Below are 19,187 nucleotides of genomic sequence, written 5' to 3'. Positions count from 1 at the left end.
CCGCGGCGATATAGAGCAAAACGAAGAGAAGTGCGATGGGCATTAACGCAAGGAACCGCGAGGGTTCCGGCATTTTCGCACTGTGGTACGTGGAGCCGCGCCGCACCGAACTGCGTCCCGTCGCGCCGATCGAGCCCGGGCCCGGCGACGTCATGGTCCGCACCCTGTTCAGCGGCATCAGCCGCGGCACGGAGCGCCTCGTCTTCAACGGCCTGTGCCGCCGGAGCCATCGCCGGCGCATGTGCGCGCCGATGCAGGAGGGGACCTTTCCGTTCCCGGTGAAATACGGCTATTGCGCCGTCGGCTTGGTGGAGGCCGGGCCGGCGGACCTCGTCGGCCGCACGGTCTTCGCGCTGCACCCGCACCAGCAGATGTTCGCCGCGCCGGCCGCTGCCGTCGCCATGGTGCCGGAGAGCGTGCCCGCCCGCCGCGCCGTGCTCGCCGCCAACATGGAGACGGCGCTCAACGCCGTCTGGGACGCCGGGGCGGGACCGGGGGACAGGATTGCGGTGGTGGGGGCCGGCGTCGTCGGCCTCCTGGTCACGTTCCTGTGTGCCGGCCTGCCCGGCGCGGAGGTGACCGTCGTCGATACCGACCCGTCGCGCGCGGCGGTGGCGCGGCGTTTCGGCGCCGGTTTCGCCCTGCCGGGCGCGGCCCCGGGGGAGGCGGACGTCGTCTTCCATGCCAGCGGCACGCCGGCCGGCCTTGCGACAGCGCTGACGCTGTGCGGCGACGAGGCCATGCTCGTCGAGCTCAGCTGGTACGGGGACGAGGCGGTGCCGGTTCACCTCGGCGGCGAGTTCCACGCCCGCCGCCTCAGGCTCGTGTCCTCGCAGGTCGGGCAGGTCGCGGCCTCGCGCCGTCCGCGCTGGGAGGCGGGGCGGCGCCTCGCCAAGGCGCTCTCGCTGCTCGCCGACGCGCGGCTCGACGACCTGATCACCGGCGAAGTCGCCTTCACCGATCTGCCGGAGGCGCTGCCCGCTATCCTCGACGAGGAGGCGGGCGGGCTGATGACCGCGGTGCGCTATCAATGACAAGTCCGATCGAGGGAGGGTGCCATGTATGCCGTCGAGGTTCGTGACCACGTCATGATCGCCCACAGTTTCCGCGGTGACCTGTTCGGGCCGGCGCAGGCCCTGCACGGGGCGACCTTCATCGTCGATGTGGCTTTTTTCCGGAAGGAGCTGACGTCGGAGGGGGTGGTCGTCGACATCGACCGCGCCCACGAGGCGCTGAAGGCGGTGCTCTCGCCGCTCAACTACCGCAACCTCGACGACCTGCCGCAGTTCGCCGGCCGCAACACGACGACCGAGTTCCTGAGCCGCCACATCTTCGATGCCATGGCGGAGGCGGCGCGCAGCGGCGCGCTCGGGCCGGGCGGGGAGGGCATCGATCACATCCGCGTGACGCTGCACGAGAGCCACGTGGCCCGGGCGTGGTTCGAGGGGCCGGTGGCCCGTGCCTGACGTCGTCTTCGCCATTCCGGGCGACCTCGCCAGCCCGACGGGCGGCTACGCCTATGCGCGACGGATGCTCAACGACCTGCCTGCGCAGGGCGTCGACATCGTCCACCTGCCACTGGCGGCGGGCTTTCCCTTTCCGACCGAGGCCGAGCTTGCGGCAACCGCGGCGGCCTTCGCGGCTACGCCGCGCGACGCCGTGCTCCTGATCGACGGGCTCGCCTGCGGCGCCCTGCCGGCCTCCCTGCTGCGCGGCTGCGGCAGGCGGTGCGTGGCGCTGGTGCACCATCCGCTCGGCCATGAGACCGGCCTTTCCGACGCGGCGCGGCGGCAGCTCCTCGCCAGCGAGCGTGCGGCGCTTGCGGCGGTCGATGCCGTCGTCGCCACCAGCGTGCCGACGGGCCGGGTGCTCGCGAGCGAATTCTGTGTTGCCGCCGATCGGCTGACGATCGCGGAACCGGGCACCGATCGGGCCTCTCGCGCGCCGGCCGATGGCGAGCCGCCGCATCTCATCGCCGTCGGTGCCGTCTCGCCGCGCAAGGGCTATGACGTTCTTGTCGCGGCGCTCGCGCGCCTTTCCACGCTGCCGTGGCGCGCCACCATCGTCGGCAGCCTCGACCGGGCGCCGGAGGAGGCGGCGCGGCTGCGGGCGCTGATCGCCGGGGCGGGGCTCGCCGAGCGCATCGCGCTGGCCGGCGCCTGCGACGACGCGGCGCTGGAGCGCGCCTACGCGTCCGCCGACCTCTTCGTCATGGCCTCGCATTACGAGGGCTACGGCATGGTCCTGACGGAAGCGCTGGCGCGCGGCCTGCCCGTCGTGACGACGCGCGTCGGGGCGGCGGACGAGCGCGTGCCCGATGCCGCCGGGCTCAAGGTGCCGCCGGGCGATGCGGCTGCCCTTGCCGCAGCGCTGGAGACGGTCCTTGGCGACCGGGAGAGGCGTTCGGCCATGGCGGATGCCGCCTGGCGCGCCGGACAGGCGCTGCCGCGCTGGGACGATGCCGCGGCCGCGATCGCCGGCGTCATCCGCTCGCTGGCCGGACGGGGGAGGGCGGCGTGAGCGGCTTTTCCGCCGAATGGCTCGCCCTGCGCGAGCCGGCCGACCATGCGGCGCGCAACCGCGATCTGCTGACGGCGGCCGCCGCGGCGGTGGCGGACCGGCAGCCGGTGCATGTCCTCGATCTCGGCTGCGGCACGGGGTCCAACCTCCGGGCGACGGCGCCACAGCTCGGCCCGGAGCAGTACTGGCGGCTCGTCGATCACGATGTCCTCCTGCTCGCGAAAGCGCGCGAGGAACTGCGCCGCTGGGCCGATGCGACCCTCGCCGAGGATGCCGGTGCCCTGGTGCTGTCCGCCGCCGGGCGGCGCGTCGCGGTTTCCTTCATCGCGCACGACCTTTCCGGCGGTATCGGACCGCTCCTCGTGGTGCCCACCGATCTCGTGACGGCGGCCGCCTTGTTCGATCTCGTGTCGCCGGCGTGGATCGAGGCCTTCGTGCAGGCGGTCGCGGCGGCAAGGCTGCCCTTCTATACGGCGCTGACCTACGACGGCCGGGAGGCTTGGGAGCCGCCGCACCCGCACGACGAGGCGGTGCACGGCGCTTTCCTCGCCCACCAGCAGCGCGACAAGGGCTTCGGTCCGGCGGCCGGGCCGCGTGCAACCGGGCTTCTCGCGGACGGCTTTCGTGGTGCGGGCTATACCGTCAGCGAGGCGGCGAGCCCCTGGCGACTGACCGAGCGCGAACGGTCGCTCGTCGCGATGCTTGCCGACGGCACGGCTGCCGCGGTGGGCGAGACCGGACAGGTGGCGGCGGACCGGCTCGCCGCCTGGCGCGCTGCACGTGCTCAGGCATCGCGCTGCCTTGTCGGTCACGCCGATCTCCTCGCCGTGCCGACGTCAGGCGATCAGTAGCGGCGGGCGGGCAGCATCCGCTCCAGCACCCCGTCGCGGCGCACGAAGCCGTGCCAGAGGCCGGCGCCGATATGCAGGGTCGCGAGCGCCGCCAGCGTGAAGGCGGCGAGCTTGTGCAGGCCGAGCAGCGTCTCCGACAGGGCCTCGTCCTTGGGGAGGATCGGTGGCAGCACGAAGAGGCCGAAGACCGTGATCTGCGCCCCGAAGGCCGAAGTCCCGGCCCAGCCGAGCAGCGGTACCAGGAAGATGAGCACGTAGAGCGCCCGGTGCACCGTGAGGGACAGCGCCTGCAGCAGGCGGCCGAGCGAGGGATGGGGCGCCGGCGCTCCGCGCACGAGGCGGACCGAAAGGCGCACGGCCGCCAGCGTGAGCACCGTGACGCCGAAGGAGCGGTGCAGGTCGTAGAGGGTGTTCTGCGTCGGGCCCGGCGCCGCGTTGACCATGGCGATGCCGAGCGGGATCGTGGTCAGGATGGCGAGGGCGGTGAGCCAGTGCAGCCACTTAGCCGCCGGGCCGTAACCCTCGTGCATCGGTCTCGGCGACAAGGCTGGCCTCCACGTTGCGGCGCCTCATGTCACAGTCGAACAGAACGTCGCCATCGGCAAGCAGATAGATGTCGGTTGCCGGCCTGAGCGCCTCGCTCAGCGGGCCGATGGGCGCAAGCTCGAGCCCGGCCCGTCCCGAGCCGATGATGATGGGCGCGACGAGGAGGTGCAGCCGGTCGATGCAGCCGGCATCGAGGAAGGCCGAGATGGTGCGCGCGCCACCCTCGATCAGCAGGCGGCGCAGCCCGCGGGCGGCGAGCGCCGCGACGATGGCGTGCGGATCGAGCCGGCTGCCGGCAAGCGGCAGGACGACCTCCTCGACCCCGGCCGGGCGCGGGACGGAGGCGGCGCCCACCACGAGGCGCCGCGCGTCCGGGCTCGTCATGCAGCGGGCGTCCGGCGGCAGGCGCCCGCGCGGGTCGAGCACGACGCGGGCGGGGTTGCGGCCGGCAACGCGCCGGACGGTGAGCTGCGGATCATCCGCGATGACCGTGCCGACGCCGACGACGACCGCATCGACGGCCGCCCGCAGGCGATGGAGGTGGTCGAGCGCCGCAGCGCGGTTGATATAGCGGGAATCGCCCGTCGGCGTCGCGATGCGCCCGTCGAGCGACTGTCCGAGCTGTGCGACGACGAGGCTGGCGCCCTCCGGTACATCGGCTATGCGCGCAAGCGCGCGATGTGATAAGCAATCCACCGGCGTGGAACTCCCGTCCATCTCGTCGGGTGTGGTCACAGGGCCCTCTTGCTGCTGCATGGTTTCCCGCCGGGTGGGGCATCGTCGTTCGTCGAAGGCATGCCCTGTTCATACATCCGCAACGGCCGTGCCGCCATGGCATGGCCGGCGCCGCAGGAGACATATCAGCCGTCGCGCAGCAGGAAGAACCTTGCCGGACCTCGTTTCAATACACATGTGTCGCATGTTTTGCGGTTCGTGAGGACCGGCAGGTTTCACGGCCACAGAGCGACGGCCCACGAGAGTTCACCGCCGATGAGTTCAGATTTTATCAAGGATCGCGGCCAGATCAGCGTCGAACGGGCGCTGGCGGAGTTCCGTGCAGGCCGTCCCGTCCGCATCACCGGACGCGGCACCTCGGTGCTGGCTGTGGGGATCGAGGGCCTCGACGGGGAACTCGCGGCGGCGCTGGAGCGCAAGGCGGCCGATCGGGCCCGGCTCGTGCTGCCGACAGCGCGCCTGCGGCGTCTCGGGGCGGAACGGGCGAGCGCCGGCATCATCGCCCTGCCCGAGATCGACCTGCGGCGGGTGATGCATCTGTCGCTCGCGAGCGATGCGCGGCTCGATGCGCCCGTCGGCTGCCTGCAGCCGCTCGACGAGGCGGCGCTCGAGTTGGCGCGCCTGTCACTCGTCCTGCCGGCGGTCGTCACCGTGTCGGTCTCGCCGGAAGACCCGGCGCTGGCCGATGTGGTGGCCGTCTCTGAAGACGACATCGCCGCCTTCCGCCTCAGCCAGGTGCGCTCGCTGCGCATCGTCGGGCGCGCGCCGGTGCCGCTCGAGGGGGCCAGCGAGACGGAGTTCGTCGTCTTCCGCGGCGGCGAGGGGCTGCGCGACCAGGTGGCCATCGTCGTCGGCCGGCCGGACCTCGCGCAGACGGTGCCGGTGCGCCTGCACTCGGCCTGCCTCACCGGCGACCTCTTCGGCAGCCTCAAGTGCGACTGCGGCGACCAGTTGCGCAATACCGTGCAGTGGATGGCGGAGAACGGCGGCGGCATCCTGCTCTATCTCGACCAGGAAGGGCGCGGCAACGGCATCGCCAACAAGATGCGCGCCTACAAGCTGCAGGCGCAGGGCTTCGACACCTATGACGCGGACGAGATCCTCGGCTTCGGGCTCGACCAGCGCCGGTTCGACTTTGCCGCCGAGATGCTGCGCCAGCTCGGCGTCGCGAGCGTCAGCATCATGACCAACAACCCGGAGAAGATCGCGGCCCTGAAGGCGGCGGGCCTTGCCGTCGTCGACGAGCAGCGCGTGATCGGCCGGCCGACCAGCGAGAACATCCGCTATCTCGCGGCCAAGCGCGAGCGTGCCGGCCACTTCATTGACATCGACGCGCTGTCGGCGCATCTGCCGCCGCGCGACTGACCGGGCGAGGGCACCTCGCCTAGAGCAACGGCGCCGACAGACCTCACGGTCCGTCGGCGTTCTTCGTTCCGGCCCGGTCGGCCGCCGGCGGGCGTCGACGCGCCCTTGTCCATGGCCTATAGCAGGGGCGTTGCGACGATTCCGAGAGGCCGCCGATGAAGACGCTGTTCGCCCTGCCGCCGACGCCCGTCATTCCCGTGGTCGGCCGCGAGGCCGGCTTCCCGGTGCGCCGCGTGTTCTGCGTCGGGCGCAACTACGCCGAGCACGCACGCGAGATGGGGCGCGACCCGGACCGCGAGCCGCCCTTCTTCTTCACCAAATGGGCCGAGACGGTGGTGCCGGGGGGCGGCGAGATCGCCTATCCGCGGCAGACGAAGAACTATCACTTCGAGCTCGAGATGGTCGTCGCCATCGACGGGGCGGGGCAGGACCTCGACGAGGAAGCGGCGGCGAAGATCGTCTTCGGCTATGCCGTCGGCCTCGACATGACGCGGCGCGACCTGCAGGCGGCGGCGAAGGATCTGGCCCGGCCGTGGGACTTCGCCAAGAACGTCGAGCAGTCGGCGCCGGTCGGCGCCATCACGCCGGCCGCGGAGATGGGCCCCTTCGAGCGCGCGGCGATGGAGCTCAAGGTCAATGGCGCAACGCGCCAGCGCGGCGACATCGCCGACATGATCTGGCCGGTGGCGCCCATGCTGTCCATCCTCTCGCGCTTCTACCGGCTGGAGCCCGGCGACCTCGTCATGACGGGGACGCCGGCCGGCGTCGGGGCGGTGGTGCCGGGGGACGTCATCGAGGCGACGATTGCGGGCCTCACGCCGCTGACGGTGACGATCACGCAGCCGTCTTCGCCCGACGGAGCCTGAGAGCGATCGGCGAAGGCTGCGCCAGACACCTGCGCCCATTGCCTCGTGGCGGCGGGAATGCTCCTCTAGGCAGCCGGCTGGTGCCTTGCACATGCGGTGTTGGTCAGTTGCACTGACCCATCCCCTTGCAAAAGCGCGGGCCGCGAGTAGTCTCGTGGCAGCTCATAAGGCCGCATAATAAAAGGGGGGAAACGCCGTGGGCTATTTTGTGGACCAGCTCATCAACGGGCTGACCCTCGGCTCCGTCTATGGCCTCATCGCCATCGGCTACACGATGGTCTACGGCATCATCGGCATGATCAACTTCGCCCATGGCGAGGTGTTCATGATCGGCGCCTTCATCTCCCTCATCGTGCTGCTGCTGCTCGCCCAGCTCGGGGTCGCGGCGGTGCCCGTGGCCATCCTCGTGGCGCTCGTGCTCACGGCGGTCTTCACGGCCTTGTGGGGCTTCGTCGTCGAGCGAATCGCCTACCGGCCCCTGCGTGGCTCCTTCCGCCTCGCGCCGCTGATCTCGGCCATCGGCATGTCGATCTTCCTGCAGAACCTCGTGCAATTGCTGCAGGGCGCGCGGGTGAAACCGCTGCCGCCGGTGCTCACGGGGCGCATTTCGCTCGGCTCGATCGGCGATCATCAGCTTTCGGTGGCCGTGGTGCAGGTCGTCATCGTCGTCGTCACCGTGGTGCTGATGGCCGGCTTCAGCCTGCTCGTCTCCCGCACCGCGCTCGGCCGCGCCCAGCGCGCCTGCGAGCAGGACCGGCGCATGGCCGAGCTCGTCGGCGTCAATGTCGACCGCACCATCTCGCTGACCTTCGTCTTCGGGGCCGCGCTCGCCGCCGTCGCCGGGCTGCTCTACACGATCTACTACGGCTCCATCGACTTCTTCATCGGCTTCTTCGCCGGGCTCAAGGCCTTCACCGCCGCCGTCCTCGGCGGCATCGGCTCGCTGCCCGGCGCCATGCTCGGCGGGCTGCTCATTGGCCTCATCGAGGCGCTGTGGTCGGCCTATTCCGACATCCAGTACAAGGACGTGGCGGTGTTCGCCATCCTCGTCCTCATCCTCCTCTTCCGGCCGACGGGTCTGCTCGGCCGGCAGGAGGTGGAGAAGGTGTGAGCGCGCGAGACCTGCGCACCGCCGGCGCTGCCGGACGGGGCGGTTAAGGGAGGAAAGACCATGAATGCGATGACGAAACTGATGCTGTCCGCCTGTGCCGCCGCGCTTCTGGCGGCGGCGCCCGCGCGGGCGGACGTGACCTTCGCCCTCGGCATCCCCGCCACCGGCGGGCAGATCGCCGCCATCGGCGCCCAGGCGCGGCTCGGCGCCGAGGCTGCGGTGAAGGCCATCAACGACAAGGGCGGCATCAAGGGCGAGAAGCTGGTGCTCGAGATCGCCGACGACCAGTGCGACCCCAAGAGCGCGGTGAGCGCCGCCAACCAAGTGGTGTCGAAGGGCATCCGCTTCGTCGTCGGCCACCTGTGCTCCGGCGCTTCGATCGCCGCCTCCGGCGTCTATGACGAGGAAGGCATCCTGATGATGACCGCCTCGGCGACCTCGCCGGAGCTGACCGAGCGCGGCATGAAGCTCGTCTTCCGGGCCTGCGGGCGCGACGACCAGCAGGGTGTCGTCGCGGCCAAGTACATCGCCGAGAAGTTCAAGGACAAGAAGGTCGCCATCGTCCACGACAAGCAGGTCTATGGCCAGGGCCTTGCCGAGGCGGCCAAGAAGACGCTCGCCGAGGCCGGCGTGAAGCCCGCCTACGAAGGCTCCGTCAACGCGGGCGAGCGCGACTTCTCGGCGCTCGTCGCCCGCCTGAAGCAGGAGGGCATCGATGTCGTCTATTACGGCGGCTATCACACCGAGCTCGGCCTCATCGTGCGCCAGGCGCGCCAGGCCGGCCTCGAGACGCGCTTCGTCGGCGCGGACGGCCTCGCCACCAACGAGTTCTGGTCCATCGCCGGCGAGGGCGGGGCGGGCACGCTCTTCACCTTCAGCGCCGACGTGAAGGCGAAGCCTTCGGCCCAGAGCGTCTACGAGGAGTTGAAGAAGAGCGGCGAGCCGGACAACTTCGCCTTCTACTACTATGCCGCCGTGCAGGCGCTGGCCGATTCCGTCGCGCGGGCCGGCAAGGAGCCCGAGGCGGTGGCCGCGGACCTGCGCGCCAATGGCTTCGAGACGGTGGTCGGCACCTTCCGCTTCGACGCCAAGGGCGACCTCATCGACCCCGAATACGTCATCTTCGAGTGGCGCGACGGCGCCTATGCGCCGACGAAGCTCTGATCCTTTGCCGGAGCGGGCCGCCGGCCCGCTCCGTTCCCTTTCCCTGCCGCCTTCCTGAATTCCGTCGGCATCGAGAGCCCGCGATGCAAGCCTCCTCCGCTTCCCCGGTCACCGACAGGCTGCGCGCAGCGCTGCGCGAGGCGGCGATCGCCGGCATCATCATGATCGGCATCGCGCTTCCGCTCGTCGGCTTTCGCCTGCAGGAGACGCCGGGGCAGGGGCTCGGCATCGTCTATCGCTTCGACCAGGTGGTGATCGCCGGGCTCGTCGTGGCCATCGGCCGCTTCCTGCTCGCCCTGTTCAGGCCCGAGCTCAGGGAGCTGCGCGGGCGCCTCGCCCAGGGCGGCGCGCGCACGGTGCGCGGCGGGCTCGTGTCGCAGACGGCCATCGGGGTCGCGGCCTGCCTTCTTGCCTTCGCGCTGCCCTTCCTGCCGATCGCCGACCGCTACATCGTCGACACGGCGACGACGGTGCTCATCTATACGATGCTCGGCCTCGGGCTGAACATCGTCGTCGGCCTCGCCGGGCTGCTCGATCTCGGCTACGTCGCCTTCTACGCCATCGGCGCCTATTCCTTCGCGCTCCTTGCGGCGCACTACGACTTCTCGTTCTGGATGTGCCTGCCGATCGCCGGCATCATGGCCGCCTTCCTCGGCGTCATCCTCGGCTTTCCGGTGCTGCGCCTGCGCGGCGACTATCTCGCCATCGTGACGCTCGGCTTCGGCGAGATCATCCGCATCATCCTCATCAACTGGGGTGCGCTGACCGGCGGGCCGAACGGCATCACCAACATCCCGCGGCCGAGCTTCTTCGGCGCGCCCTTCGCGCGTACGGCCCCCGAGGGCGAGGTGCCCTTCCACGAGCTCTTCGGCCTCTCTTTCTCCTCCATGCACCGGGTGCTGTTTCTCTACTACCTCATCCTGGTGCTCGTGGTGCTGACGGCGGTGATCGCGGCGCGCCTGCGGCGCCTGCCCATCGGCCGCGCCTGGGAGGCGCTGCGCGAGGACGAGGTGGCCTGCCGGGCGCTCGGGGTGAACGCGACGCGCGTCAAGCTCTCCGCCTTCGCCATTGGGGCGATGTTCGGCGGCTTCGCGGGCACCTTCTTCGCCACGCGCCAGGGCTTCATCAGCCCCGAGAGCTTCACCTTCATCGAATCCGCCCTGGTGCTCGCGATCGTCGTCCTCGGCGGCATGGGCAGCCAGCTCGGCGTCGCGCTCGCCGCCATCATCGTCGTCGCCCTGCCGGAGATGACGCGCGAATTCGCCGAACTGCGCATGCTGCTCTTCGGCGCCGCCATGGTGCTCGTCATGGTGTGGCGCCCGCGCGGGCTCATCGGCACGCGCCGGCCGAGCGTGACGCTGGCGCGCTTCACCGGCTGAGCCGGCGTCCCCGGTCACTCATCAATTGTCGTGATGTTGTGAAGTGCCGTGCGGCCCGGCATGTCATAAAATTGCCCGGACAAGAGCGTGCCGGCAGCGATGAAGTCGGGCCAGGTGGCTTCCAAGTACGATCGTTGCGCGGTCGCGGTTTCCTGTAAATTATTGAGATATAAAGGCTTTATTTCTTCTTTTTGTGTGCTTCCGCGCCGTCGCGCGCTATTATTCCGACCAATCGGGAGGAAAATATCGTGCTGATGACATCGACCGCATTTCGGGATCACGAGGAGGTCGCGTTCTTTCGCGACCCGCACAGCGGGCTCAAGGCGATCATAGCAGTGCATTCGACGGCGCTCGGGCCGGCGTGCGGCGGCGTGCGCTTCCATGCCTATGGGGACGAGCAGGAGGCGATCGACGATGTCCTGCGCCTCAGCGCCGCCATGAGCCTCAAGAGCGCGCTTGCCGGCCTGCCGCTGGGCGGCGGCAAGTCCGTCATCATCGGCGATCCGGACAAGGACAAGACGCCGGCGCTGCTCGCCGCCTTCGGCCGCGCGGTCGAGCGCCTCGGCGGGCGCTACATCGCCGCCGAGGACGTGGGCATGAGCCCGTCCGACATTGCCGTCGTCGGCGGCGAGACGCGCCATGTGGCGGGGCTCGACCAGGGCCCGGCGGCGAGCGGCGATCCCTCGCCGGTCACGGCGCGAGGGGTGTGGCGCGGCATCGAGGTGGCGGTGCGCCACCGCCTCGGCCGCAACAGGCTCGAGGGGATCACTGTCGGCGTGCTCGGCCTCGGCCATGTGGGCGGGGCGCTGGCCGGCCTCCTCAGCGACGCCGGCGCCCGGCTCGTCGTGGCGGACATCGCCGAGGAGCGGTGCCGGACCGTTGCGGACCGGTGTGGCGCGCGCATCGTCGATGTCGATGCGATCGCCGGCGAGCGGCTCGACGTCTTCGCCCCCTGTGCGCTCGGCGGCATCCTCAATGCCGAGACCGTCGGGCGGCTCGAGGCGCCGGTGGTCGCCGGCGCGGCGAACAACCAGCTGGCCGACGAGGTGATCGCCGATGCGCTCCACGCGCGTGGCATCCTCTATGCGCCGGATTTCGCCATCAATGCGGGCGGCATCGTCAATGTCTCCGCCGAGATCGCCGGCAATTACGACCGGGCTCAGGTGATGCAGCGGGTGGACCAGATCGGCGACACGCTCGACGAGATCTTCGTGCGCGCGGCGCGGGAGGGGCGCTCGCCGCATTTCGTCGCTGTCGATCTGGCGCAGGAGCGTCTTGACGCGGCACGCACGGCGCGGCAGCAAACGCGGTGAGGAACATTTCTGAACCGGGAGGGGTGAGGATGCATAAGGGAACAATCGTCGGCGCATTGGCCGGCTTGCTGCTGGGGGCCGGTCTGGCCCAGGCCCAGACGCCGAAGGTCGCCATCACGGCGATCGTCGACCATCCCGCCCTCGAGGCGGTGCGCGACGGGGTGAAGGAAGGCCTCGCCAAGGCCGGCTACGCCGAGGGCAAGGACGTCACCTTCGTCTACGAGAGCGCCCAGGGCCAGGCCCCGACGGCGGTGCAGATCGCGCGCCAGTTCGTGGGCGACAAGGCCTCCGTCATCGTCGCCATCTCGACCCCGTCGGCCCAGGCCGTGGCGTCGGCGACGAAGTCGATCCCGGTGATCTTCAGCGCCGTCACCGACCCAGTGGGCGCGCAGCTCGTGAAATCCGCCGAGAAGCCGGGCGGCAACGTCACCGGCGTGTCGGACATGGCGCCGTTTGCCGACCAGCTCGCCCTCGTCAAGGAGATCACGCCGAACGTGAAGACCATCGGCGTGCTCTTCAACCCGGGTGAAGCCAATTCCGTCACCTCGCTCGCCATGATCAAGGTAGCCGCCGAGAAGCTCGGCCTTGCCGTCGTCGAGGGGCCGGCGACGAAATCTGCCGAGGTGCAGGCCGCGGCGCGCGGGCTCATCGGCAAGGCCGACGCCCTCTTCGTGCCGACCGACAACACCATCGTCTCGGCTTTCGAGGCGGCGGTGGGCGCGGCCCAGCAGGGCAAGATCCCGGTCTATGCCGCCGATACGGACAGCGTGGCCCGCGGGGCGCTCGCCTCCGTCGGCTTCAATTACAAGCAGATCGGCCTCGAGACGGCGGAGCTCGTCGCGAAGGTGCTGAAGGGCGAGAACCCCGGCGACTTGCCGGTGGTCTTCGCCCAGGGCACCGACCTCTACCTGAACAAGGGGATGGCGGCCAAGCTCGGCATCACGCTGCCGGAGGCGCTCGTCGCCCGGGCCACCAAGGTCGTCGACTGACGAAGCGGACCGTCGGCCAAATTTCACGGGGGCGCACGCCGCGGCTGTGGCGTGCGCCCCGATTTGCGAGAAAGCGTTGCGGGGCGGCGCCCGGCACGCCACAGTCAGGAGCCCTGCAGCGGGCGAGAGGCCGGGGGCGGTCCCGGCGCGCCGGTGCAGGTTGAACAGGTCATCGCATGAGTCAAATCGCCCTTGTGGGTGCCGTCGAGCTGGGGCTCGTCTATGCGCTCGTCGCCCTCGGCGTCTATCTCTCCTTCCGCGTGCTCGATTTTCCCGATCTGACGGTCGACGGTTCGTTCCCGCTCGGCGCGGCCGTGGCGGCGACGATGATCGTGTCCGGCTTCGATCCTTGGCTCGCGACCTTCGTCGCCATCATCGCCGGGGGGCTCGCGGGCTTTGCCACCGCCTTCGTCAGCGTGCGCTTCGGCGTGCTGCACCTGCTCGCCTCGATCCTCACTATGATCGCGCTGTTCTCGGTGAACCTGCGCATCATGGGCCGGCCGAACGTGGCGCTCCTGACGCAGGAGACGGTGCTGACGCCCTTCCTCGACCTCGGGCTCGACGACCTGTGGGTGCGCCCGTTGTTCCTCGCCGTCATCGTTCTCGTCGCGCTCATCGGCCTTGCCTGGTTCCTGCGCAGCGAGACGGGTCTCGCCATGCGCGCCACCGGCGCCAATCCGCGCATGGCGCGGGCGCAGGGCGTGCGCGTCGGCGCGCAGGTCATCGCCGGCGTCATGCTGTCGAACGCGCTCGTCAGCCTCGCCGGGGCGCTCTTCGCGCAGACCAACGGCTTTGCCGACGTCACGTCCGGCGTCGGCACCATCGTCGTCGGCCTCGCCGCAGTCATCGTCGGCGAGACGGTGATGCCGTCGCGGCGCCTGTGGGTGGCGCTCGTCTCCTGCATCGCCGGCGCGGTCATCTATCGCCTTGCGGTGCAGCTTGCGCTCAGCGCCGATTTCCTCGGCCTGCAGGCTTCCGACCTCAACCTCGCGACCGCCCTCCTGGTGCTCGTCGCGCTGGTGCTGCCGAAGCTGCGCGGCCGCGCGCTTGGCCGGACCCTTGGCCGGAGGGCGCGGGCATGATCGCCGTCGAGAATCTCTCCGTCGTCTTCAACGCAGGCACGCCGCTGGAGCGGCGGGCCCTGCGCGGCGTGTCGCTCGCCCTCGCCGATGGCGAGTTCGTCTGCGTCATCGGCTCCAACGGCGCCGGCAAGTCGACGCTCCTCGGTGCCATCGCCGGCGACGTGTCGGCGGCTTCGGGCCGCATCCTCGTCGCCGGCCAGGACGTGACGCGCCAGCCGGCGGAGGCGCGGGCGCAGCACGTCGCCCGCGTGTTCCAGGATCCGCTGGCCGGCAGCTGCGGCAATCTCTCGATCGCGGAGAACCTCGCCCTCGCCGCGGGCCGCGGCAGCCGGCGCGGCTTCGGCAACGCCCTGCGCCGCGAACGGGCCGAGATGCTGCACGCGCGCATCAAGGAGCTGGCGCTCGGCCTCGAGGACAGGCTCGACCAGCCGATGGGCTCGCTCTCGGGCGGGCAGCGGCAGGCATTGTCGCTCGTCATGGCGACGCTCGCTCCCTCGAGCGTGCTGCTGCTCGACGAGCACACGGCCGCGCTCGACCCGCGCAACGCCGATTTCGTGCTCGACCTCACGCGCACGCTCGCCGCGCGCTTCGGGCTCACCGTGCTCATGGTGACCCATTCCATGCGCCAGGCGCTCGACCTCGGCACGCGCACCATCATGCTGCACGAGGGCCAGATCCTGCTCGACGTCTCCGGCGAGCACCGCAGCAAGCTGACCGTGGAGGACCTCATCGACGCCTTCCGCAAGGCGCGGGGCGAGGAGCTGGCCGAGGACCGGCTGCTGACGAGCTGAGCGGGAAAAGACATCTCGTGGGACTGCGAGCGGGCTTGATCCTCCCCCGTATGGGGGAGGTGGCGCTGCGAAGCAGCGACGGAGGGGGCCATCGGCTGAAAACTCGCGCGTCGTTCCCAGCCTTGACCCCACCCGTCTCGCGCCTTCGGCGCGATCCACCCTCCCCTGAAGGGGAGGGATCAACGGCGCTTGTCTTCGTTGTGACTGTCCAGCGGCACGCCGCTCGAGCGGCGCTCCACCGCTGCGGCGAGACAAGCCGGTCGCAAAATGCTAGCCAGCAGCGATTCATTCGCACTCAAACGGAGGCGTCATGAGACTGAACGGCAAGGCGGCGCTGGTGACGGGCGCCGCGTCGGGTTTCGGCAAGGGCATTGCGGCCACCTTCGCGCGTGAGGGCGCGCGCGTCGCCGTGCTCGACCTCAACCTGGCGGCGGCCGAGGCGACGGCGGCCGAGATCGGCGGCGGGGCCATCGCCGTCGCCGCCGACGTGTCGCGGTGGGACGAGGTCGAGGCCGCGGCAAAGACGGTCCTTGCCGCCTTCGGCCGGCTCGACATCCTCGTCAACAACGCCGGCGTCAGCCACCGCAACCAGCCGATGCTCGATGTGAGCGAGGCGGAGTTCGACAAGGTCTTCGCCGTCAACGTCAAGTCGATCTACCTGATGGCGAAGGCCTTCGTGCCGCAGTTCCGGGCCCAGGGCGGCGGCGCCATCCTCAACATCGGCTCGACGGCGGGCATCCGGCCGCGGCCGGGCCTTGCCTGGTACAACGCCTCCAAGGGCGCCGTGAACCTCCTGTCGAAGTCGATGGCCGTCGAGCTCGCGCCCGAGGGCATCCGCGTCAATGCGCTCGCGCCCGTCGCCGGCGAGACGCCGCTGCTCGCCACCTTCATGGGCGAGGACACGCCCGAGAAGCGGGCGGCCTTCCGCGCCTCGATCCCGCTCGGGCGGCTGTCGACGCCGCAGGACATCGCCAATGCGGCGCTGTTCCTGTGCTCGGACGAGGCGTCGATGATCACCGGTTCGGTGCTCGAGGTCGACGGCGGGCGCTGCGTCTGAGGATCAGGCGACCGTGATGGCGGTGGCGCCGGTCGCTTCGGCGAGGCGCCGCGGATCGACGGGGAAGACGGTCGTCGGCGTGCCGGCGGCCGCCCAGACGATGTCATGGGCGAGGAGATCCGCGTCGATGAAGGTCTGCAGCGTCTCGGCATGGCCAAACGGCGGGATGCCGCCGATGGCGTAGCCTGTCAGCGCCCGCACCTTGCCGGCATCCGGCCGGCGCAGCGCCTCGCCGAGGGTCGCGGCCGCCTTCTTCTCGTCGACACGGTTGTTGCCGGCGACGAGGAGGAGATACGGCCGGCCGCTGTCGGCGCCCTCGAAGACGAGCGACTTGATGATGCGCTCGACGCCTGTGCCGCAGGCCTCCGCCGCCTCTTCCGCCGTGCGGGTCGGCCGGTCGTGCACGGCGATGGTAATGGCGAGGCCGAGCCTGCGCGCCGCCTCGGCCACGCGTGCCGAACTCGCCGGCAGTTCCTGTGTCGTCTCGCTCATTCCCTTCGCCTCCTTTGCCTCGTCCCGGCTTTCTGCCGCATTCGCAGCGGCTAGGTGATGGTCTACCATGGCCGCCGGGCGGCCGACGCCGTGCATGGAAGAGAGATGAACGAGCACCCTCCGTCAACGCAAGGGGAGAAGGGCGACCTCAGGGAGGCCGTGCGCCGGGCACGCCTCGAGGACGCCGAGCGCTCCGACGTGGTCGCGGAGCTGAGAAGCGGGGCGCTGGCACGTCTCGAACTCGTCGCGGCGGCGCTCGCGCCCGTGCTGGCTGACCTGCCGGAGGGCATCGACCTCTTCGACCACGGCCTCGTCGCGGGCGAGCAGCCGCGCTTCTATGTCGACGTGCTCGCCTTCGTCGAGGTCGACCGCGACCGGCGCACCTACCGCTTCCTCGTCGATACGCGCCACGGCCGCCGGGTGCTGGCCGCCAGCGAGGATGTCGACACCATCCGGCGGGCGGTGACGGATTATGTGGCACGGCGGCTCGTCGAGCGCGAGAAGGCGCTGGCCGCCGACGGCGGCCTCGCGGCAACACCGCAGCCGCAGGCGGCCGGCGGCCATGGCGGCGACCTTCTCTTCGCCTTCGTCATGGGGGCGATCGTCGGGGCGACGCTGTTCTACCTGGCGCTGTGGTGGAAGGTTCTGGGATAGCCGCCCGTGATGAAGCCGGATCAGGGCGAGCTTAGGGTTCTTGGCGGATGACGCCATGCCAGCCGAGGCCGGCATAGGTCTCGTAGCCGGGGGTCTTGTGGAAGGCGACGGTGGCGCCGCCGGCCTCCGTGTAGAAGCCGGATTCACGATCGCCGGTGACGAGGTTGAAGCGCTCGCTCAGCACGCCCTTGCCGTCGCTTGCCGCGATCACCCTGTTGTGCGCATCGAGGAGCAGGACGCGCGAGCGCTGGCGCTCCTCCGGGCGCAGGCGCACGCCCTCGACGATGGTGCGTGCCTGGGGTTCCCAGTCGAAATGGATGGCGAGGAGGCCGAGCGGCCGGCCGTTTGCCGTGCCGCCCTCGCGCACGCTCGCGGCATAGGTCGCGGTGCGGGCGCCGCCGAGCAGAGGCTCCACGGCGATGTCGCCGGCGTAATAGTCGTCGCCGCTGGCGAGCGCCTTGCCGCGGACGAACCAGTCGCGGTCGCGCACCTCACGGCCGGCGACGGCGAAGCGGTCCGGCCGGCCGGAGGCGAGGATGCGCCCGTCGAGGTCGCAGAGCCACAGGTCGAGATAGACGGTGTAGGCCGAGAGGATCACGCCCATGCGCTTGCCGGCGTGGCGGCAGCCCGCATCGGTCGGCTGCCCGGCGGCATCGACGATGGCGGAATCGGTCGCCCACCAGCGCACGTCGCAGGTGCGCTCATAGAGATTGCGGTCGATGATCTCGATGGCGTTGAGGGCGAGATCGACGAGGCGCTGGCCCTGGGCCTCGCCCGCCATCAGCCGCGTCAGCTGCTCCAGGGCCGCGATCTCGCCGGCGAGTTCCCGTTCGAGCGAGCTGGCGATGCCTTCGACCTGCGAGGAGGTGCCGCGCACCTCCTGCGCCACCACGGAGAAGCCGCGTCCGGCATCACCCGCCCGGGCGCTCTCGACGAGCGCGTTGAGGGCGAGGATGCGCAGGCGCTGCGTTACGGAGCGGATCTGCCCCACCTTGGCATTGGTGAGGTCGCGCGCGGTCGCCGTGCGCGCCGCGATGTCGCTGAGCCGGATGGAGCTGTCGCCGTTGACTTCCGCCATGACGTGTTCCCGTTGAGCGACCGGCCCGCCGGATGACCGGCTGGACAGCCGGAGGCGTGACGGCCGGTAAAACGGACGGAATCTAGGCCGCCGCGCTTGTGCAGGGCTGTCGGCGCGGGAGGGTGGCCTGCGTCAGGGGGCCGGCGTGAAGTCGAGCCTGCCGATTTCCTCGATGGCGCCTTCGCGCGTCAGGCCGCGGGTGAGGCCGGTGATGCGCGAGCGTGCTCCGTCCGGCTCGATGGTGAGGAGATGATAGCCGGCCCGGTGCGTCCACGTGCCCTTGATGGCCGAGCAGGACGGCACGCCGAGGATCGGCACCGGCCCGTGCTTGCCCTTGATATGGGTGAGGGAGGTGCGGTGATTGTGGCCGTGCAGCACCAGCTCCGCGCCGACGCGGGCGATGACCTTCTCGAAGGCGGCGGCGTCGGTGAGGCTGCGCCCAACGGCGGTGCCGCCGCGCAGGGGCGGGTGGTGCAGCATGACGATCCGGCACAGGCCCTCGCGGTCGAGGTCGTCCATCATCGCCTCGAAGGCGGCGAGCTGCGGCTTGCCCAGCGTGCCGCTGGCGACGAAGGGCATGGTCGGCACGGCGGAGGACAGGCCGACGAAGGCGATGCCGTCGCGGCGGCGCAGATAGGGGAAGGCGCTGGAGGAGGCGCCGTCGCTCGCCATCCACGGCCACAGGGCATTGGCCAGCGGCTTCAGCGAGCCGCGCACATAGGCATCGTGGTTGCCGGGGACGAAGGAGACGAAATCCGGTGCGCCGAGCCGCTCGAGGAAGGCGCGGGCGATGGGGAATTCCGAGGCGAGGCCGATGTTGGCGATGTCGCCGGTGAAGGCGATGTGGTCCGGCCGGTGCTCCCGCATGTCCTCGATCAGCCGCTCCAGCACCGTCATGTCGTGCGCGACCTTGCGGCCGCGGCGCCAGTTGACATAGCCCGTCATGCGCTTGCCGACGAGCTCGCGCAGCCTGGGCTGTGGAATGGGGCCGATATGCGGATCGGAAAGGTGGGCGATGAGATACATTGGCAATCCAGGTGGACTGCCAAGGCATCGCCGCTCAGAGCCCGCGCGTCAAGCCGCAGGCGCTGACAAAGCGCGGTTGTGACGCGCTGTCAGTGCTGCGCGTCGGGAATGAGGGTCGAAATGATCTGCGGATCGTCGAGCTGGACCGCAGGCTGCCACGCATAGCTG

The 19,187-nt window shown here is 70.4% G+C and carries 20 protein-coding genes; 15 read left to right on the top strand and 5 right to left on the bottom strand.

The genetic code is table 11. The annotated features are described in order from the left end of the window. Positions 1-35: 35 nt before the first annotated feature. From AL346_RS02770 to AL346_RS02755, 4 genes are read left to right on the top strand one after another with little or no spacing between them, the layout of a single operon-like run. Positions 36-1,034: a zinc-binding alcohol dehydrogenase gene (locus tag AL346_RS02770; protein WP_026015439.1), complete on the top strand. Its 999-nt coding sequence runs from the start codon at positions 36-38 to the stop codon at positions 1,032-1,034. A gap of 24 nt (positions 1,035-1,058) precedes the next feature. Next, a complete protein-coding gene (locus AL346_RS02765; RefSeq protein ID WP_019403953.1) occupies positions 1,059-1,466 on the top strand; it encodes a 6-carboxytetrahydropterin synthase in 408 nt (135 codons plus the stop codon). Next, positions 1,459-2,520, top strand: a complete 1,062-nt coding sequence (locus tag AL346_RS02760) for a glycosyltransferase family 4 protein (RefSeq protein ID WP_019403954.1) — start codon at positions 1,459-1,461, stop codon at positions 2,518-2,520. Before AL346_RS02765 ends, AL346_RS02760 begins: the two co-directional genes overlap by 8 nt. Further along, positions 2,517-3,371, top strand: a complete 855-nt coding sequence (locus tag AL346_RS02755) for a class I SAM-dependent methyltransferase (protein WP_019403955.1) — start codon at positions 2,517-2,519, stop codon at positions 3,369-3,371. The genes AL346_RS02760 and AL346_RS02755 overlap by 4 nt, the downstream gene beginning before the upstream one ends. Here AL346_RS02755 and AL346_RS02750 read toward each other — a convergent pair. Next, positions 3,365-3,901, bottom strand: a complete 537-nt coding sequence (locus tag AL346_RS02750) for a cytochrome b (protein ID WP_019403956.1) — start codon at positions 3,899-3,901, stop codon at positions 3,365-3,367. The two genes, AL346_RS02755 and AL346_RS02750, sit on opposite strands and share 7 nt — an antisense overlap. Beyond that, the gene (locus AL346_RS02745) at positions 3,873-4,634 is read right to left on the bottom strand and encodes a RibD family protein (protein WP_026015440.1); all 762 of its coding nucleotides are present in this window, start codon (positions 4,632-4,634) and stop codon (positions 3,873-3,875) included. The genes AL346_RS02750 and AL346_RS02745 overlap by 29 nt, the downstream gene beginning before the upstream one ends. Before the next feature lie 273 nt (positions 4,635-4,907). Between AL346_RS02745 and ribA the strand changes: the two genes are divergently transcribed. The 10 genes from ribA (at position 4,908) to AL346_RS02695 (ending at position 15,769) form a co-directional block, all read left to right on the top strand. Continuing rightward, positions 4,908-6,017, top strand: coding sequence for a GTP cyclohydrolase II RibA (ribA, locus tag AL346_RS02740; RefSeq protein WP_019403958.1), 1,110 nt, complete (start codon positions 4,908-4,910; stop codon positions 6,015-6,017). A 155-nt stretch (positions 6,018-6,172) separates the two neighbouring features. Continuing rightward, positions 6,173-6,883: a fumarylacetoacetate hydrolase family protein gene (locus AL346_RS02735; RefSeq protein ID WP_019403959.1), complete on the top strand. Its 711-nt coding sequence runs from the start codon at positions 6,173-6,175 to the stop codon at positions 6,881-6,883. A 196-nt stretch (positions 6,884-7,079) separates the two neighbouring features. Then, positions 7,080-7,994 carry a branched-chain amino acid ABC transporter permease gene (locus AL346_RS02730; protein ID WP_053193228.1) on the top strand — a complete coding sequence of 305 codons (915 nt, stop codon included), beginning with the start codon at positions 7,080-7,082 and terminating at the stop codon, positions 7,992-7,994. A gap of 60 nt (positions 7,995-8,054) precedes the next feature. Beyond that, positions 8,055-9,158: an ABC transporter substrate-binding protein gene (locus tag AL346_RS02725; RefSeq protein WP_019403961.1), complete on the top strand. Its 1,104-nt coding sequence runs from the start codon at positions 8,055-8,057 to the stop codon at positions 9,156-9,158. Between the two features lie 83 nt (positions 9,159-9,241). Beyond that, the gene (gene livM / locus AL346_RS02720) at positions 9,242-10,537 is read left to right on the top strand and encodes a high-affinity branched-chain amino acid ABC transporter permease LivM (RefSeq protein WP_019403962.1); all 1,296 of its coding nucleotides are present in this window, start codon (positions 9,242-9,244) and stop codon (positions 10,535-10,537) included. Between the two features lie 254 nt (positions 10,538-10,791). Next, positions 10,792-11,850: a Glu/Leu/Phe/Val dehydrogenase gene (locus AL346_RS02715; RefSeq protein ID WP_019403964.1), complete on the top strand. Its 1,059-nt coding sequence runs from the start codon at positions 10,792-10,794 to the stop codon at positions 11,848-11,850. Positions 11,851-11,879: 29 nt separating this feature from the next. Further along, a complete protein-coding gene (locus AL346_RS02710; protein ID WP_040405294.1) occupies positions 11,880-12,839 on the top strand; it encodes an ABC transporter substrate-binding protein in 960 nt (319 codons plus the stop codon). A 176-nt stretch (positions 12,840-13,015) separates the two neighbouring features. After that, entirely contained in the window at positions 13,016-13,921 is a 906-nt protein-coding gene (locus tag AL346_RS02705; protein ID WP_040405296.1) for an ABC transporter permease, read from the top strand. Beyond that, positions 13,918-14,712 carry an ABC transporter ATP-binding protein gene (locus AL346_RS02700; protein WP_019403967.1) on the top strand — a complete coding sequence of 265 codons (795 nt, stop codon included), beginning with the start codon at positions 13,918-13,920 and terminating at the stop codon, positions 14,710-14,712. Before AL346_RS02705 ends, AL346_RS02700 begins: the two co-directional genes overlap by 4 nt. Positions 14,713-15,022: 310 nt before the next feature. Further along, entirely contained in the window at positions 15,023-15,769 is a 747-nt protein-coding gene (locus tag AL346_RS02695) for an SDR family oxidoreductase (RefSeq protein WP_019400306.1), read from the top strand. Positions 15,770-15,772: 3 nt separating this feature from the next. On the opposite strand, the gene AL346_RS02690 is transcribed toward AL346_RS02695, so the two are convergent. Beyond that, positions 15,773-16,261 (bottom strand): YbaK/EbsC family protein, encoded by a 489-nt coding sequence (locus AL346_RS02690; RefSeq protein ID WP_019400307.1) that lies wholly within the window; start codon positions 16,259-16,261, stop codon positions 15,773-15,775. Between the two features lie 105 nt (positions 16,262-16,366). Between AL346_RS02690 and AL346_RS02685 the strand changes: the two genes are divergently transcribed. Then, entirely contained in the window at positions 16,367-16,915 is a 549-nt protein-coding gene (locus AL346_RS02685) for a hypothetical protein (protein ID WP_019400308.1), read from the top strand. 31 nt (positions 16,916-16,946) lie between these two features. Here the strand turns inward: AL346_RS02685 and AL346_RS02680 are convergent, their stop codons facing one another. Both AL346_RS02680 and AL346_RS02675 read right to left on the bottom strand, forming a co-directional pair. Then, positions 16,947-17,993, bottom strand: a complete 1,047-nt coding sequence (locus AL346_RS02680; protein WP_019400309.1) for a methyl-accepting chemotaxis protein — start codon at positions 17,991-17,993, stop codon at positions 16,947-16,949. A gap of 132 nt (positions 17,994-18,125) precedes the next feature. Continuing rightward, a complete protein-coding gene (locus tag AL346_RS02675) occupies positions 18,126-19,019 on the bottom strand; it encodes a metallophosphoesterase (protein WP_019400310.1) in 894 nt (297 codons plus the stop codon). Positions 19,020-19,187 lie beyond the last annotated feature (168 nt).

It is taken from the genome of Chelatococcus sp. CO-6 (genome assembly GCF_001271345.1).
Taxonomy (GTDB): Bacteria; Pseudomonadota; Alphaproteobacteria; order Rhizobiales; family Beijerinckiaceae; genus Chelatococcus_A; species Chelatococcus_A caeni.
This window is presented reverse-complemented; position numbering and strand designations above follow the sequence as displayed.